This is a genomic window from Kamptonema sp. UHCC 0994, assembly GCF_029167235.1.
GTDB lineage: Bacteria > Cyanobacteriota > Cyanobacteriia > Cyanobacteriales > Microcoleaceae > Kamptonema.
The window spans coordinates 59,921-75,546 of record NZ_JARFTR010000125.1 but is presented as its reverse complement, the minus strand read 5'-3'; the positions used below and the strand labels follow the sequence as shown (position 1 = coordinate 75,546).

The window sequence follows — 15,626 nt, the reverse complement described above, 5'->3', positions numbered from 1 at the left end:
GGTTGGGTGGATCTGGGATCTACCCAACCTACTAGCCTATAATACTGATGCCACTGGATTTGATATTATGACACCGCTGCCCAATTACCGCCCTAAACAACTATCCCTCGGCCCTTTAGAGGCAGAGATTTTGAATATTGTTTGGGAGCTAGGCTCTGCTACAGTTAAAGAAGTACACGACTGGATTTTAGCAGATCCCGATCGCGAATTAGCTTATGCTTCAGTCACAACAGTGCTGCGTCGCCTCACAGAAAAAGGTTGGCTTGTTTGCGATAAAACAGAGCGAACATTCAGTTGGAAACCATTAGTTTCTAGTCAGGAAGCCCAAGCAATATTTGCCTACAATCGTTTGCAGCAATTCCTAGCAGTAGGAAACCCCGATATAGTAGCCGCTTTTGCAGACAGTCTCGATGAAGCTAGCTTAGAACAAATAGAAGCAATTGCTCAACGAATACAGGCTGTCCGCCGAGCGAGGGAGGAGCAAAAATAATGCACGCAATCCTGATTTTAGTAGTTCTGGGAATCGCTTGGTCGCTCCGGCTAAAATGGTCTTCTCCAATCGGAAATTGGTCAGAACGCTGGCAGCAATCGCTGTTATTCTTTCTATTTCCTCCACTGCTTTTAATTGTGACATCCCTAGCCGTTTTATTTATGGGGCCAGGCGGAGAAATGGTAGGAATTTGGGATGGATGGTTGAGCTATTTTTTATCAGTTTCTTTTTTAGTAATTGCAGCAGCTTTTTGTATAAAGCTAGCTATAGATAGTAATTTATTTTTACAACAAATTCGTAGCTATCCTCTCAAAAAAATTGCCGGAAAACCATTAAGAATCCTGAACACGCCAGCTCTTTTTTCTGCTGTAATTGGTTTTTGGCAGCCTGAATTTACCGTGAGTACAGGATTGCTAAATACCCTCGATCGAGATCATCTCGAAGCAGTTATTGCCCACGAACAAGCACATTGTTATTATCGGGATACATTCTGGTTTTTCTGGCTAGGTTGGCTACGTCAAGTTACAGCTTGGCTACCCCAGACTAAAGCGTTGTGGGAAGAGTTATTAGTATTACGAGAAATGCGTGCGGATGCTTATGCTGCTGCTGAAGTTGATTCTCTGTTATTAGCTGAAGCTTTGCTCTTAGTAGCCAGCTATCCGCACCGACATTCAGATATTATCTGCATTATTGGCGCTGTGGGGCCGCAACATCGGTTAGAAGAAAGAATAGAAGCGCTTTTAGGACAGCAAAAAAAACTGCCAAGGCTGAATCCTTGGTTTTGGAGTTGGTTACTGTTAACGCTTTTGCCCTTAGTAACTGTGCCTTTTCACAATTAGTAAAATTCTAAATAAAACTTTCGCTAATTCTATCAGTCACCCCCAGGAAATTCTAAGCAGTTCTTAAAGCCACAATTGGGTCTAATTTAGCAGCTTGCCGCGCGGGAACAATACCGAAAAATAAACCGATACCACCAGAAACACCGACGGCTAATGCGATCGCAACTGGTGAAACTCCTGCTTGCAGAGGACTAATAGTACCAACTATCATCACACCACCAATACCAATCATTGTACCAATTGCACCTCCAGCCGCCGATAAAATTACTGCTTCAATCATAAATTGAATCAAAATATCTTGCCTAGATGCACCAATTGCTTTCCGCAAACCTATTTCTTGAGTGCGTTCAGTAACGGAAACTAGCATGATATTCATAATCCCAATTCCGCCAACAAATAGGGAAATACTAGCAACGGCAGCTAACATTAATTTGAGAGCTCCCGTTATTCCTCCCAAAGTATTTTGTAAATCCTGTTGGTTGCGAACGGTAAAATCATCGTCTTTAGTAATTTTATGCCGCAGCCGCAGCAGATTTTCAATTTGAAACTGGGCCGCTTTCATCTGACTTTCATCTTTAACTGAAACTGAAATAAATGTTACTCTAATACCGTAGGGAGATGAACGTCCGACTATTCTATTTGCCATTGTTGTCAAAGGCACAAATACGTTCATGTCTTGGTTATCGCCAAAACTTGAACCTTTCGGCTGCATGACTCCTATTACTTGAAAAGTATTATTTTTGATGCGAATATATTTACCAATTGGTTCAACATCACCAAATAATCTTTGGGCTATTTCTGAACCCAAAGCTACTACATTTTCTTGCCGTTTTAAGTCTATATCTGTTATGAATCTACCTCTAGCAACGTCAAAACTTCTTACTGAAAGAAATTCCGGTGTTGTCCCGATGATGGAACTGGAAGCGTTGTTACTGCGGTAGGTTACAAGTTGGCTATCGTTGAGGGTGGGGGCGACTTCTTCGACAGAGGGAACTTGCTGTGCGATCGCCTGTGCATCTGCGAGCACTAATGTCAGTGGTGGTACAACGGGGCGACGCTGGGCATCTGGGCTCCCTGGAATCACAAATAGCAGGTTTGGCCCTAGAGAGTTAACTTGTTCGGTGACATATTTCTGAGCTCCTTCGCCGATACCAATCATAGCAATTACGGAAGCATTGCCGATGATAATTCCTAACATTGTCAGGCTACTACGAAGTTTGTTAGCCATTAATGTTGTTGTCGCCATTTTTACGCTTTCAATAATGTCCATGTTTGGTTAGTTGTTAGTTGTTAATTGTTAGTTGTTGGTTGTTGGTTGTTAGTTGTTGGTTGTTAAATAGGCACACATAAAATAAACTATTATGCTCGTACTACATAAGCACAATCAGAGGGCTAAAGCCCAACTACGTACCTAACTTACTTGAGAACCGCTATAATAGTTGAATACTAACAAGCAACAACTAACAACCAACAACTAACTATTACCTATTTACGATTTTTAATGATGTCATCTAACTTTTGCCCTTCTGGAAGTTCGACAAAAATGCGATCGCCTGCTTTTACTCCTTCAAGAATTTGAATTTTGTTGCCAATAGTAGAGCCGATAGTAACGGGTTGAAACTTAGGCTTGCTTTTCTCATCAGGAATTAAAACCCCTGTTTTACCTTTGCTAGTGACGATCGCTACTGTTGGTACAACTAAAGCATTGTTCAGTTTTTGACCGACAAACCTGAGATCGACATTCATTCCCGACTGCAACAAGTCTTTGCCTTTATCAATAGCTACTCTGACTTGAAATAATGTCACATCTCGTTCTTTGACGGCTTCGGGAGCGATTAATTTAACTTTCCCTGTGAATACTTTATCGGGATAAGAATCTGCTACAATCTCAACTATTTGACCCGGTTTAATTTGACCGATATCTGACTCTGGTACTTTGGCTAAAACTTCCAAGTCTCGTGCTAGAGCAACAACGGAGGTGGAAGTTGCAGAGTCAGTAGCCGAGGCTGAAGTAGTGGGCGTTACAAATGCTCCTTGAATAGCGTATCTTTGGGTAATAATTCCTCCAAAAGGTGCGCGAATTCTGCTATCTTCTAACTGGACTTGGTAGTAGCTCACCTGTGCATTTACTTCTGCTACATTTGCTTTAGCGGCGGCAATTTCTTCTGGGCGAGTACCATTAACAAGCTGGGCTAATTTGCTCCTAGCTTCTGTGACTTCGGCTTCGGCTTTAGTAATTTCTTCTGGGCGAGTGCCGTTTTGTTTTTGGTTTAATGCTTGCTGCTGTTGTTCGACGGCGGCTTTTAATTGTTGGATCTGGGATTGCCGATTTTCTTGTAATTGTTGCAAGCGCCTTTGTGCTTCCTGTACATTGGCTTTAGCAGTGCGATCTTCTTTTTTATATCCCTCAAATTGATCTTGAGAAATTGCACCTTGTTCCACTAAATCTCGATTTCGTGTTAACCGCTGAGCTGTTAGTTCGGCTGCGGCTTTATTGGCTTCAATTTGAGATTTTGCTTGGGCTATTTCTTGTAATAAACTCCCTGATTGAGCATTTGCTAAACGGGCTTTGGCTTCGTTTAAACTAGCTTGACTTTGGGCGACTTCTTCGGAACGGCTACCCGATCGCAGTTGTGCTAGATTGGCTTCAATTTGGTCTAAGCGAGCTTGAGCTTGGACGATTTCTTCTGGGCGATTCCCGGCTTGAAGTTGGTCTAGTTTGGCGATCGCACTAGCTAGCCGTGCTTGAGCTTGCATCAGTTGGGCTTCGATGTCGCGACTTTCCATCCTGGCGATCAGTTGTCCCTGCTGTACGCGATCGCCTTGTTCGACGTACAATTCTGCTATCCGTCCAGAAGTTTTCGGACTCAGGTTTACTCTCTGTACTGGCTGAACTGTACCTGAGCTCGTAATTCGCACAGTCAGGTTTTGCGCCTCCACTGGGACAGTCAGAGATTGAATGATATCTGCTTTTGGTTTCCCTTGACTGTTAACTATATATATGGTACTCGGTACAGCCAGCAAACCTACTGCAAGCAGTGCGATCGCCCACCGATTAAATTTGCGAGTGGGTTTCTTGGGAGGCTGCGGTTCAAAGGGTTTAGAATCAGTCACTTTGACCTGAGCAGCAGTTTGCTTGTCACGGCTAATTATCATCCGACTCACCAGTTAAACTCAGGATTACTTTCAGCATAAGGTTAGTTGTGGCGATCGCGCATCCTCTCTCAGACTCACCCAGATGGGTGATTTTGGGCGATATCCTCAGCTAGTCTATATAAATAATTATAGCTCTTTATTTCAAAATATTACAGATTTTTTTGCTAACTGGTATAACTCTGCGCCTAGTCAACCCGTTGTGTAGCAAACATTTGGGTAATCCATCGATCTCAGAGGGCGATCGCACCCCCAGAATTCGTCCACAAAAAAACGCCCAACTCTCAACAGTCAGGCGTTTTAACAATTTCCCAAAAAACAAATTAATCCTGTTGAGATTGCGAAAGATTTGATTGTACAGAAACCATCGCCACAGGTTTTACCTGACTCACAACAGTGTGCAACATCGGAGTGCGATTAACAGAACTATTCGCTAAAGTCAATATCGGATTAGCCAAAATTCCCGCTAAGGATGTAGCAATTAATGTCAAAATCATACTGACCTGTAAAGGTCGCATTCCCGGAAGATTCCAGTTAGCTTCTGGATAATTCTTGACCGAACTTGACATTTCTTGAGGTTCCTTAACTACCATCATTTTCACTACCCGAATATAGTAGTAAATTGAGACTACAGTAGTGATTAACCCCAACAATACTAAGAGGTAAAGACCTGCTTGCCAACCTGCCCAAAATAGATAAATTTTGCCGAAGAAACCGGCTAGGGGCGGAATGCCACCTAAAGATAGTAGGCAAATGCTTAAACACAAGGTTAAAAGCGGATCTTTTTGATACAAACCAGCGTATTCACTAATTTGATCTGTACCAGTTCGTAAGGAGAATAAAATCACGCAGGCGAAACCGCCTAAGTTCATAAATAGGTAAACCAACAGATAAAATATCATGCTGGAATAGCCTGCTTCCGTACCTGCAATCAAACCGATCATTACGAATCCAGCTTGTCCGATCGAGGAGTAAGCTAGTAGCCGCTTCATGCTAGTCTGGGCGAGGGCGACGACGTTACCCAAAACCATGCTGAGTATGGCGAGGGCGGTGAAAACGAAGTGCCATTGTTCGGTAACGAGGGGGAAAGCAGTAGTGAGGAGGCGGATGGCGAGGGCGACACCGGCCGCTTTGGAACCGACGGAAAGGAAGGCGACAACGGGTGTTGGTGAACCTTCGTAAACGTCAGGAGTCCACTGGTGGAAGGGGACGGCGGAGATTTTGAAGGAAATACCTGCGATCGCGAATACCAATGCGATCGCTAAACCAAGGGAGTTACCGCTATCAGCAGCAGCAAGGCCTTGGGCGATCGCGGTTAATGTAGTTTCCCCTCCCGATAACCCGTATAGCAAGGAAAGAGAGTATAGAAATACCGCTGAAGAAGCAGAACCAATTAGCAGGTATTTCAACGCTGCTTCGTTGGAACGGGGGTCGCGCTTGGTGTAGCCTGTTAGCAGGTATGAGGAGATACTGAGAGTTTCCAGCGAGACGAAAATCATCACCAATTCGTCGGCCCCACAGAGGAACATCCCCCCCAGGGTAGCGGTAAGCAAAATGCTGATGAATTCCGCCAAGGATGTGCCGGTTTGCTGGATGTAGCGTACCGACATCAAAATAGTGCCCGCAGCAGAAAGGGCAACAATGCCGCGAAATGCAATACTTAGCGCATCGCTGTTGAAACCGCCGAAGAAGGAAATCGTGTTAGTGCTCTCCCACTGGTAGCAGAGGGCCGCGATCGCAGCGAGTAAACCAGCAACAGCAGCGTAGGGAGTCCACGCTGAGGAACTACGGCCTACGATCAAGTCGCCGCAGAGCACTACCAGGAGGGTGACGATGACTATTCCTTCTGGCAAGATGGTTCCAGCATTTAGCTGGGCAACAAGAGTAGCAAAATCCATATTTTCAGCCAGGTTATACAGTAGTACAGGCTGAAAAGCCTGCAATGGCAGCGAACTTGTTAAAAATTCTTAACCAAACTGGATTGTAACCTGATTTGGATTTTAGTCTCTACAACTTATCGATCGCCTTTTTTGCCTTGTCTGCGATCTCTTTTGCAGTTTGCTTGGCATCTTCTACCACATGGCGGGCGGCGGATTCAGCTTGTTTAGCCTTACCTGCTGCTTGGTCTTTTTTGCTGCCTGTGATATTTCCCCAAACTTCTTGGAGTTTACCTTCAACGTTTTTGCCAACGGCCTTTGCTCTATCTTCTGTGCTCATGTTGGACTCCTTATAGCGATTAATTATCGTATCACTAAGTTGAGCTTACCATAACTTAGGCACTCTCATCTTAAGGTATTGAGCTTCGGACAATCTGGGAAATTACTTCAACTAATTCTAATCCTCGTTTAATTTCAGCTTTTCTTAAACCATGATAAACCAGTTTAAACTTTTGGATTCTGTTGCTATTCTCAAGCCTGTTTTAAATACGAGATTAACGCTAGTGGAACCAGAATACGCATCTATCTCTAGTTTGCCAGTAGGACTTGTGGGAACTATTGTTGAAGTGTATGATACAGGAAATGACTATCAGTATTTAGTGGAGTTTGCTGATAATCAAGGCATTGAATATGCTATGGCTATTTTGAAAGAAGATGAAATTTTAGTTCTGCAATATGAACTCGCAGTTGCTTAGAAAGCAGTGGTTCTACAGACATATCTCGAATTGCCGCTATTTTTTTAATTTATTCTAAAGTATCTGTTGGGATTTCAATCGAGACTATTTCGGTGATACGTGACCGCAATTGCATTTTTATTTCTGTTTCAGGATTGTTCATATAATTTCCTTTAAGTTTGTACAACAAATTCCTCTGGATCGATTCCCCAATTCACCCACCGAATAGCCTCCCTAGCTGATTCTACATCAGGCGGTACGCGCAAAACGTGAATGTGTCCGGTACTAGGGCAAGTCATCTTTAACAAATAAATTGCCTCAACATCGATATTATTATCTATTTTTAACAGCGTGTATTCTTGCCAAGAATCTAACTCTACTGCTGCCAATTCTTGGCAAATTCTGTCATAACCTATTCCTTCAATTAGCACTCGCCTAACTTCGGCGTTATCCTCCGATAATAGCCATTCTGAACGCCACTGTTGAGGGTGAAATTTTCCGTATTTTTTAGGTAATCTCACGCCGTGATAGGCATACACGCTGAAACCATCAGAAAATTGAATTGCGGGCGATCCTTCGGCGTGGAGTCGCTGTTGAGAGTCGAAGGAAAGGATACGGGGGCGATCGCACACATAGCAAATTTCTTTAAAAGGATAAATCCAGCCACAATTCTCGACTAGCGATTTTTTAGAGAATTGCAAACTCGATTAAGTCACATTCTTCTGTCTAAGCCACACCATAGCTGGTAAACTGTCTTGCATAGGGAGGCTGAAGCCCCAAAACAATATCCTCCCGTGCCACACCCATTAGCACTAAACTTTCAGCAATCAGTTCATCAGTTTGATTGCGCTGAATCCAGACTTTTCCATTTCGGATATCTAAATGAATCAGACAGCTATAAATCCGATGGTGGCCTTCCCAACCTAAGTCCACTAATTGATAATGATCGTGTTCAGTGTCACATAAAACCTGTACTTCAATATCGCCATTTATGGGTTTAGTCTTGCTATATTCCATCAGGAAAGTACGCACAATTTGCCGATATTCAGTTAGTTTATCCATTGCACAATCACCTCATTCGTAGGGTCATATATCAACAACTTCAATTGATACTCAGTTATCGCTGCTTGGGGTAAAGCACGATAGAAAAATTAATCATAAGCAGCGATCGGAATTGCCAAATAAAGCGATCGCGACGGCTCTAGTCTCCTAAGCGCTAAGCGATAATTCAGAAATTGACCGAGGGCTAAGTGGAAATCAAACATCGCTGATTCACTCAGAAAGCTTTTAACCTCCACCGCAATCTGCTGCAAACCACGCTCTGCGGCCAAAAGCTGTTCTGCTCCCAAGTCAATACTAAGCCGATCGTCTTCGCCAAACTTTAGCCTTAGTGGATCGTGGGTAATTACCCAATTATCCTTCTGGAGAGCAGATATCACAGATTGATGGAAGACATCCCTAGCAGACATAAATTTTACTGAAAGACTTAGCTCCCATACAATTTTGACTATAATTTAGCGCAATTTCCCGCAATCAAGGTAAGCTGAGGCAGCTTTTGCCAAAAAACTAGCCCCCCATTACCTCCAACACGATCGCTCACCATTAAGTTAAAAATTGAGATAGCGTGAAATGAGGTAGCCTCCGCCTTGGCAAAAAGCGATCGCTTCGAGCCGACCCCTTGACATCATGCTGACACTGGATAGCGAGAAAAAAGCGGCACTTTCTGCGATATTTACCGACTACAAAGAGGAAACTGTACAAGTTATTCGCGTTCTTCATGCTTCCAGAAAATATCCAAAATGAGAGCGATCGCACTTTGAGATTGGGGGATGGCAGAGGCGCGATCGCGACAATTATTACTCTCGAATGCGAATTCTGTAGACTTCTACGAGCAGTAATTTACCTCGGTAATGTTCAGGGCTATTATACAACGAGAAATATTCTGTTAGCCTTGTCATCAATTGAGGTATAATTTCCGGGTGATTTCTCAGTTGAATAGAGATAATTCCCTGATATGCGCTTGGTGGATAAGTCACAATATCAGCGAAATCTCCATTGAGAGAAACAAGTATGGCATTTAATTCCTGAGCTTGGGCAATGACAATAATATCTGGAGATTCAATAGGGATGTAGTCTCTCAAAACAAAAACTTCATGTTCAGCATCACGAAGAATTTGAATAATAGAGTTAGGAACACATTGATCGATAAACAATCTTAAACTCATTAGGCAACTGTTTCAAAATCTGACAAATCGCGGGCATAATCCAGGCAAGCATCTATCTGTTCTTTAACTAGATCGGGAAACTCAGAAATAATGTGTTCGACAGTATTACTTGATGCTAAATAACCTAAAATGAGACTAACGGGAATTCTAGTTCCTCTGATTCTTGGTTTACCTCGCAATACATCGGGGGTACTGACGATATGTTCTCTCCAGTTTACGGGCATAATTCTTCCTTTCTGACTCTGATGACTTATATCTTAACATTGTAGCTGTAAATATTTGAGTCCGATATTGATAAGGATTTGAAATGGCGATCGCGCTTTGAGATTGGGGATGGGAGAGGGGCGTAGGCGTAATCAGTCGCAGGCATCGCAACCAAATAGTAAAATAAGCTTAACACTTGAAAAATGAAGATTAGGTTACGTTAAAGTGTAATCAACAAGACCGATGAATGCACCGTACCGCACAGGAATTAGTGCCATGTCTATTTCCAAACCTGAAAAGCCGCAGTCTTTAAAACCGATTAATTCCGCCGATCGGCAAATGCGAGCGATCGCCTACAGTTTAGATACTTTAATTCCAGGGTTATATATTTGGCTAGGTGCAATCAAAATTCGGATTGGAGGTAGTTTACCGGAAGAAAGCTATCCGGGGACAATTCACAGTCCAATTGGCATTGCTTTAGTGCTCCCTGGCTACCATATTTACAGCAGTTATCAAGGTAGTTATGACCCTTGATAAGCATAAGCTTGATGGTATCCCTCAAATTACCGTAAAAACTTTGCCATCTACAGAATTTGAGTTAATTTTATTGACAGCAGGTTACGCTAAATTTGGTACGGCTCCGGCTCAAGGAAATCGCTTAAAAGTGTGGTGGAATCATTCTACTTTTAGACGCATTGAAGCTATTTACAGTCCTGATGGAACAGTTGCTATTACTGCTTATCACGTTTAGACTTGTAGTTAAACAAACCCAGAAGTTTTTATTGATTGATGAAGGGCGATCGCGCTTTGAGATTGGGGAATTGTAAGGCGATCTCGCTTTCAATCTTAGCACAGTTAAGCTTAGTGAAGTGCGATCGCCTTCTTTATTTCAACTGGCAAATACTATATCCAATGGCTTATCTGGGATAATGTACATTAACTCTGCATCCTCCGGTTTATTCTCAGCAGGAGCTAATTTAATCCAATCTTGGAAACTAATTCCTAGTTTATCAATAGCTTCTACTTCTACCTTATACGCTTCAAAACGCTGATAAGTTTCAATCATATTTTCGATGACTTCAAGCACTTGAGGTAGACGTTTGATCGCCTCTCGCTTTAAATCGTCCTCACTTGGCCCAAATATCCATCCTTTCACTTCAACCCGATCTAAAATTGCTGGTGGTAGAGAAGCTACCCATTTGTTAGGATCTTGTACTAGCTTAACCAAATTCTCACGATGAAGATCGAATACTGCATTTTCATCTAAATTCGGATCGCTCCATTGGTAAATCCGAGTTAGCCTACGCAAATCAATCTCACCTTTATACTCAGGTTGTAAGTATGCTGCTGGGTTAGAGGTGAGTAACAAATCAACGTATTTCTGCATACGCGGACGCACTTTTGCCGCTCCGTCTCGCAAGAGTTCAAGTGCGGTATCTGGTGCTTCTAACTCCAAATAACAACGCGCCTCAGCAACATAGGCTAGTAATAAGGTTAACAGATATTCATCAACTATCTGGCTACCTTGTTCAAGTTCTTTGTCTGTGTAATCAGTATAGATAAAATCAGCTTTTCGCAAATCACCGATCGCATTAATTGCCATAGATTTGCGAGTTTCAGGATTTTTCATCGTGATGGCTTTAGCTGCCAAGTCTAGTGCAGCTCGAAAATTCGCATAGTATCCAAGGTCAATTTTGCGGTTAATCTTGTTTAAAACTTCCTGTGCTTGTTTTAGGCGTTGCTCTAATTCATTTAGGCGATGGTTTATTATGGCAAAACCCATCATTGTTACCCCTAAGTTAAGGATACTTGCAGATGCACCAATCTGAAGCAGCTTTGAAACAGGGGAAATATTAGGGGTTGTTTCACGTACACAAGCAACTATTTGTGTTGTATTAGTCTTACGAATAACGCCACCAATCCGCGTTAAAGAACCATTGCTAAGTCCGGCAGAAATATCTTCAGAAACTTGATAAGTTGCACTAACGGCTTGCATACTCTTTATTCCTCCAATTGATGCTCCAATTACTGCTACTGTCGCCGCACGATTTACTTGTTCGCTTTCATGTTTACCAGTTTTACACCATGTAGCGAAGTGTTCACAGTTGTTGAAAAGTAGATCGTATTTATTTTCACCTAAACGACTTTTTGCCCTCAAAAGAATGATATCTGATAAATCAGAAACTTCATACTTTTTCACAAAGAGTTGCTTGCCAGATGTGAATTCAGCTAGAGACGTGCGAGTAATCACACCTTTTAGTGCTTCTCCTATGTAATGAATGGCAGTACCATCACCACAATCAATTCCATGATGTGTGTAAGCACCGCAGTCCACATAGATGTGATCTCCTTTTCCCATAATGAGTCTTCTCCTTTCCGATCAAAGTCAGCAGGGCGATCGCGCCTTTACCAGAACCGTCTTAACTCCATATTTTCAGGATAAGGTAAGCTGAGGCAGCCTTAGCCAAAAAACCAGGCCAAAATCCCGATCGCCCGATCGCCTCCCACACGATCGCTCGGCATTAAGTTAAAAATTGAGATAGCGTGAAATGAGGTAGCCTCCGCCTTGGCAAAAAAGCGATCGCTTCGAGCCCACCCCTTGACATCCGGCTTAAACTATCACTCACTAGAAATTACTAGCCTCGCCGCTATCCTTAAAAGATGTGCTATGTCAACCCTCGTCATCGTCGAATCTCCTACTAAAGCCCGCACCATTCGCAACTTCCTGCCCTCCACCTACCGCGTAGAGGCATCAATGGGTCATGTGCGCGACCTCCCATCCTCCGCCGAAGAAATTCCCGAAGCCGTCAAAGGAGAAAAATGGGCGCAATTGGGCGTAAACGTGGAAGCTGACTTTGAACCGCTTTACGTTATCCCCAAAGATAAAAAGAAAATAGTCAAGGAACTCAAAGACGCACTCAAAGAAGCCGACGAACTGATTCTGGCTACCGACGAAGACCGGGAAGGTGAAAGCATCTCCTGGCACTTGTTGCAAGTCCTCCAGCCCAAAGTCCCCATCAAACGGATGGTCTTTCACGAAATCACTCGTGAAGCCATCCGCAGCGCCTTAACTCACTGTCGCAGCATCGACGAGCACGTAGTTCGGGCTCAGGAAACGCGGCGAATTTTGGATCGGCTGGTGGGTTACACTGTTTCTCCTCTGTTGTGGAAAAAAATCGCCAGAGGGCTATCAGCGGGGCGGGTACAGTCAGTAGCAGTGCGGCTTTTAGTCCGCCGAGAACGCGATCGCCGCGCCTTCCGCCAAGGGAGTTACTGGGATTTAAAAGCAACTTTGACTCCGCCTAATGCCAAGAAAGGGCAAAAGGGCAGTGAATTTGATGCCAAACTCGTTACCGTCCGCAATGTGAAAGTTGCCACAGGTAGCGATTTTGATGAAAGTACGGGGCGCATTGCTGCCGGCCGCAATGTGTTATTGCTGAATGAGGAAGAGGCTAATGCGTTGCGCGATCGCCTCCTAGATAAACCCTGGAATGTCGCCAACATCGAGGAACGGCCCGTCACCCGCAAACCCTCGCCACCCTTTACCACCTCGACTTTGCAGCAGGAAGCTAACCGCAAATTGCGACTGGGTGCGCGGGAAACCATGCGAGTTGCCCAAGGCCTCTACGAACGGGGTTTTATTACCTATATGCGGACTGACTCGGTGCATTTATCCGAACAGGCGATCGAGGCCGCCCGCAGTTGCGTTCAAGCCCTGTACGGTAACGAATACCTCAGCCCCCAACCCCGTAAATACACTACCAAAAGCAAAGGCGCACAAGAAGCCCACGAAGCCATCAGGCCCGCTGGTAGCACTTTCCGCACACCCCAGGAAACAGGCTTAGAAGGTCAAGATTTCCGAGTTTATGACTTAATTTGGAAGCGGACAGTCGCCTCTCAAATGGCTGACTCGCGCCAAACTCACATTACCGTACAGTTGCAGGTAGAAGATGCAGGGTTTAGATCCTCTGGGAAACGCATCGACTTCCCCGGTTTCTTGCGGGCCTACGTGGAAGGTTCCGACGATCCAGATGCAGCTTTAGAAGACCAAGAGGTAATTTTGCCACCTTTGAAAGTAGGCGATCGCCCTAATTGTACCGAATTAGAAGCGATCGGTCACGAAACACAGCCGCCTGCCAGATTTACCGAAGCTTCTTTAGTTAAAACTTTAGAAAGTGAAGGCGTTGGTCGTCCCAGTACCTACGCCAGCATCATCGGCACAATTATCGATCGCGGCTATGCCAAGTTAGTAGCAAATGCCTTAATTCCTACTTTTACCGCCTTTGCAGTCACAGCATTGTTGGAAAAACATTTTCCCGATTTGGTAGACACTAGCTTTACTTCTAAAATGGAAGCAACACTAGATGAAATTGCTACCGGCGAAGCTCAATGGTTGCCTTACCTGCGAAAATTCTATCTAGGTGAAACTGGTCTGCAAACATTAGTTAAAAGTGGCGACACTGAAATTGATGCTAAACTTGCCCGGACTGTAGAATTAGAAAATTTACCAGCCAAAGTCTGTATCGGCAAATTCGGCCCTTACATCGAGGCAGAAAGTCCCGAAGGCATGGTGACAGCTTCTATTCCGCCAGATTTAACACCAGCAGATTTAGATCCAGCACAAATTGAATTAATCCTACGGCAAAAAACCGAAGGCCCAGAAAAATTAGGAATGCACCCGGAGTTAGGGGAACCTATTTACATTCTTGTCGGAAATTACGGCCCTTACGTGCAGTTAGGTTTATCTACTGAGGAGAATAAGAAACCTAAACGGACTTCTTTACCAAAAGGGGTAGCTAAGGAAAGCGTTACCGTAGAAATGGCCGTTGGTTTGCTATCTTTGCCGCGCAATTTGGGCTTACACCCAGAGACGGGGGCTAAAATTCAGGCAAGTTTAGGGATGTATGGGCCCTATGTAGTTAGCGATCGCGGTAAGGAAGGCAAGGAATATCGCTCGTTAAAAGCTGGTGATGATGTAATCACAATTACCTTTGAACGTGCTTTAGAGTTGTTAGCACAACCCAAAGCTGCTCGCGGTAAAAGTAGCAAAACTGTCGAACCTTTGCGGGTTTTAGGTAATCATCCCGCCGATGACGAACCGATCAATGTTTATGATGGACGTTACGGCCCTTATGTGAAACATGGCAAGATAAATGCTTCTTTGCCGAAGGATGAAGCTGTGGAGAATTTTACCTTAGAAAAGGCACTCGACCTTTTAGCCGCTAAGGAAAGTTCGGGGACAAAATCTACTAGCAAGTCGAAGAAGTCAACTAAGACAACTACGGCGGCGAAGTCTTCAAAGTCGTCAACGGCTACTAAGACAACTACTAAGAAAGCTACAACTACGACGGCGGCGAAGAAGAAAGCTAAGTCATAAAACACTTGTCATTGCGAGTGAAACGAAGCAATCCCAAAACCTTGCGATTGCTTCGTTTCACTCGCGATGACATAATTCCTTTGCAATAAGTAGAAGAAAGAATGTTTCTACAGTTAGCTTTTTAGCAATCCCGATCTTATGTTTAATTAGGTGGATTTACTTAACAAATTGCAAGTAATTAACTAGCTTTTTTTCTGGATTAAGACTGCGAGGATTCAGATGGTAAAATTAATGCCATTGCCCGATCTAAGATTTCTTCTCTATTAACCATAGTTTCTAATTCTTCTGATTCATAACGCCCTGACTCTACCTCCAATGCAGCCCCATCGATTGCATCTGGATAAGCTTCTTCTAAGGCAAGGCGTAACTCTTGAGGTATTAAGTAATAACCACCTGCTTTACGTCGCTTATTCTTGCTCTGAATTTGGCGTGATGAATTGCGAATTGAAATATCCCAAGAGCGAGTTGTACGATTTTCTACCTGCTGTTTGATTAAATGCAGCAGCATAATTATAGCATAGCTGCGAATATTACTAATTTTATCGTCGCGGCTCATTTCTTCTAGTTCATCGACTATAATTAATGCCCCTGAAATATCTCCCTTGAGCAGTAAGTCTTTGAGGGTGAATAGTTCTTCCATCAGGCTTGACTTATTTAATTAATGCTTTATTATTAGCAGTATATCACACTATTAGTATTAATTCAAAAGCAGAAAGCGAAAGAGAAT

The 15,626-nt window shown here is 43.6% G+C and carries 15 protein-coding genes and 2 pseudogenes; 6 read left to right on the top strand and 11 right to left on the bottom strand.

The genetic code is table 11. From position 1 onward, the window contains the following. Window positions 1-67 precede the first annotated feature (67 nt). Both PY364_RS11915 and PY364_RS11910 read left to right on the top strand, forming a co-directional pair. The gene (locus PY364_RS11915; RefSeq protein WP_275522750.1) at window positions 68-490 is read left to right on the top strand and encodes a BlaI/MecI/CopY family transcriptional regulator; all 423 of its coding nucleotides are present in this window, start codon (window positions 68-70) and stop codon (window positions 488-490) included. Then, window positions 490-1,329, top strand: coding sequence for a M56 family metallopeptidase (locus tag PY364_RS11910; protein ID WP_275522748.1), 840 nt, complete (start codon window positions 490-492; stop codon window positions 1,327-1,329). The genes PY364_RS11915 and PY364_RS11910 overlap by 1 nt, the downstream gene beginning before the upstream one ends. Window positions 1,330-1,381: 52 nt before the next feature. On the opposite strand, the gene PY364_RS11905 is transcribed toward PY364_RS11910, so the two are convergent. From PY364_RS11905 to PY364_RS11890, 4 genes are all read right to left on the bottom strand, one after another. Next, window positions 1,382-2,599: an ABC transporter permease gene (locus PY364_RS11905; protein WP_275522746.1), complete on the bottom strand. Its 1,218-nt coding sequence runs from the start codon at window positions 2,597-2,599 to the stop codon at window positions 1,382-1,384. A 215-nt stretch (window positions 2,600-2,814) separates the two neighbouring features. Next, window positions 2,815-4,485, bottom strand: a complete 1,671-nt coding sequence (locus tag PY364_RS11900) for an efflux RND transporter periplasmic adaptor subunit (RefSeq protein WP_275522745.1) — start codon at window positions 4,483-4,485, stop codon at window positions 2,815-2,817. A 320-nt stretch (window positions 4,486-4,805) separates the two neighbouring features. After that, window positions 4,806-6,380, bottom strand: a complete 1,575-nt coding sequence (locus tag PY364_RS11895; RefSeq protein ID WP_275522743.1) for an NAD(P)H-quinone oxidoreductase subunit N — start codon at window positions 6,378-6,380, stop codon at window positions 4,806-4,808. Window positions 6,381-6,489: 109 nt separating this feature from the next. Then, on the bottom strand, window positions 6,490-6,699 hold the full coding sequence (locus tag PY364_RS11890) for a CsbD family protein (RefSeq protein WP_272031814.1): 210 nt from the start codon (window positions 6,697-6,699) through the stop codon (window positions 6,490-6,492). 151 nt (window positions 6,700-6,850) lie between these two features. Between PY364_RS11890 and PY364_RS11885 the strand changes: the two genes are divergently transcribed. After that, window positions 6,851-7,114: a DUF4926 domain-containing protein gene (locus tag PY364_RS11885; RefSeq protein ID WP_275522741.1), complete on the top strand. Its 264-nt coding sequence runs from the start codon at window positions 6,851-6,853 to the stop codon at window positions 7,112-7,114. Window positions 7,115-7,266: 152 nt separating this feature from the next. Here PY364_RS11885 and PY364_RS11880 read toward each other — a convergent pair. The 5 genes and pseudogenes from PY364_RS11880 to PY364_RS11860 form a co-directional block, all read right to left on the bottom strand. Then, window positions 7,267-7,779, bottom strand: a pseudogene (locus PY364_RS11880) (DUF6745 domain-containing protein); the annotation flags it as partial. Window positions 7,780-7,819: 40 nt separating this feature from the next. Next, window positions 7,820-8,155 (bottom strand): XisI protein, encoded by a 336-nt coding sequence (locus PY364_RS11875; protein WP_275522739.1) that lies wholly within the window; start codon window positions 8,153-8,155, stop codon window positions 7,820-7,822. Then, window positions 8,143-8,562 (bottom strand): annotated as a pseudogene (locus PY364_RS11870) (element excision factor XisH family protein). The gene PY364_RS11875 and the pseudogene PY364_RS11870 overlap by 13 nt, the downstream one beginning before the upstream one ends. 387 nt (window positions 8,563-8,949) lie before the next feature. Continuing rightward, a complete protein-coding gene (locus PY364_RS11865) occupies window positions 8,950-9,318 on the bottom strand; it encodes a DUF5615 family PIN-like protein (protein ID WP_275522738.1) in 369 nt (122 codons plus the stop codon). Beyond that, window positions 9,318-9,542 carry a DUF433 domain-containing protein gene (locus tag PY364_RS11860; protein ID WP_272031824.1) on the bottom strand — a complete coding sequence of 75 codons (225 nt, stop codon included), beginning with the start codon at window positions 9,540-9,542 and terminating at the stop codon, window positions 9,318-9,320. Before PY364_RS11860 ends, PY364_RS11865 begins: the two co-directional genes overlap by 1 nt. Window positions 9,543-9,765: 223 nt before the next feature. On the opposite strand from PY364_RS11860, the gene PY364_RS11855 reads away from it, so the two are divergent. After that, entirely contained in the window at window positions 9,766-10,056 is a 291-nt protein-coding gene (locus PY364_RS11855) for a hypothetical protein (protein ID WP_275522737.1), read from the top strand. Then, a complete protein-coding gene (locus tag PY364_RS11850) occupies window positions 10,046-10,273 on the top strand; it encodes a hypothetical protein (RefSeq protein ID WP_275522736.1) in 228 nt (75 codons plus the stop codon). Before PY364_RS11855 ends, PY364_RS11850 begins: the two co-directional genes overlap by 11 nt. A gap of 138 nt (window positions 10,274-10,411) precedes the next feature. Here the strand turns inward: PY364_RS11850 and PY364_RS11845 are convergent, their stop codons facing one another. After that, window positions 10,412-11,881 carry a lecithin retinol acyltransferase family protein gene (locus PY364_RS11845; RefSeq protein ID WP_275522734.1) on the bottom strand — a complete coding sequence of 490 codons (1,470 nt, stop codon included), beginning with the start codon at window positions 11,879-11,881 and terminating at the stop codon, window positions 10,412-10,414. 309 nt (window positions 11,882-12,190) lie between these two features. Here PY364_RS11845 and topA point away from each other — a divergent pair, with 309 nt between their 5' ends. Continuing rightward, the gene (gene topA / locus PY364_RS11840; RefSeq protein ID WP_275522732.1) at window positions 12,191-14,899 is read left to right on the top strand and encodes a type I DNA topoisomerase; all 2,709 of its coding nucleotides are present in this window, start codon (window positions 12,191-12,193) and stop codon (window positions 14,897-14,899) included. Between the two features lie 199 nt (window positions 14,900-15,098). Here the strand turns inward: topA and PY364_RS11835 are convergent, their stop codons facing one another. After that, window positions 15,099-15,539 (bottom strand): DUF29 family protein, encoded by a 441-nt coding sequence (locus PY364_RS11835; protein ID WP_275522730.1) that lies wholly within the window; start codon window positions 15,537-15,539, stop codon window positions 15,099-15,101. Window positions 15,540-15,626: the final 87 nt, after the last annotated feature.

What these genes read in the sequence shown, in the direction of transcription:
- PY364_RS11915 (WP_275522750.1), top strand. Translation starts at nt 68, where the DNA reads ATGACACCGCTGCCCAATTACCGCCCTAAACAACTATCCCTCGGCCCT.
- PY364_RS11910 (WP_275522748.1), top strand. Translation starts at nt 490, where the DNA reads ATGCACGCAATCCTGATTTTAGTAGTTCTGGGAATCGCTTGGTCGCTC.
- PY364_RS11905 (WP_275522746.1), bottom strand. Translation starts at nt 2,599, where the DNA reads ATGGACATTATTGAAAGCGTAAAAATGGCGACAACAACATTAATGGCT.
- PY364_RS11900 (WP_275522745.1), bottom strand. Translation starts at nt 4,485, where the DNA reads ATGATAATTAGCCGTGACAAGCAAACTGCTGCTCAGGTCAAAGTGACT.
- PY364_RS11895 (WP_275522743.1), bottom strand. Translation starts at nt 6,380, where the DNA reads ATGGATTTTGCTACTCTTGTTGCCCAGCTAAATGCTGGAACCATCTTG.
- PY364_RS11890 (WP_272031814.1), bottom strand. Translation starts at nt 6,699, where the DNA reads ATGAGCACAGAAGATAGAGCAAAGGCCGTTGGCAAAAACGTTGAAGGT.
- PY364_RS11885 (WP_275522741.1), top strand. Translation starts at nt 6,851, where the DNA reads ATGATAAACCAGTTTAAACTTTTGGATTCTGTTGCTATTCTCAAGCCT.
- PY364_RS11875 (WP_275522739.1), bottom strand. Translation starts at nt 8,155, where the DNA reads ATGGATAAACTAACTGAATATCGGCAAATTGTGCGTACTTTCCTGATG.
- PY364_RS11865 (WP_275522738.1), bottom strand. Translation starts at nt 9,318, where the DNA reads ATGAGTTTAAGATTGTTTATCGATCAATGTGTTCCTAACTCTATTATT.
- PY364_RS11860 (WP_272031824.1), bottom strand. Translation starts at nt 9,542, where the DNA reads ATGCCCGTAAACTGGAGAGAACATATCGTCAGTACCCCCGATGTATTG.
- PY364_RS11855 (WP_275522737.1), top strand. Translation starts at nt 9,766, where the DNA reads ATGAATGCACCGTACCGCACAGGAATTAGTGCCATGTCTATTTCCAAA.
- PY364_RS11850 (WP_275522736.1), top strand. Translation starts at nt 10,046, where the DNA reads ATGACCCTTGATAAGCATAAGCTTGATGGTATCCCTCAAATTACCGTA.
- PY364_RS11845 (WP_275522734.1), bottom strand. Translation starts at nt 11,881, where the DNA reads ATGGGAAAAGGAGATCACATCTATGTGGACTGCGGTGCTTACACACAT.
- topA (WP_275522732.1), top strand. Translation starts at nt 12,191, where the DNA reads ATGTCAACCCTCGTCATCGTCGAATCTCCTACTAAAGCCCGCACCATT.
- PY364_RS11835 (WP_275522730.1), bottom strand. Translation starts at nt 15,539, where the DNA reads ATGGAAGAACTATTCACCCTCAAAGACTTACTGCTCAAGGGAGATATT.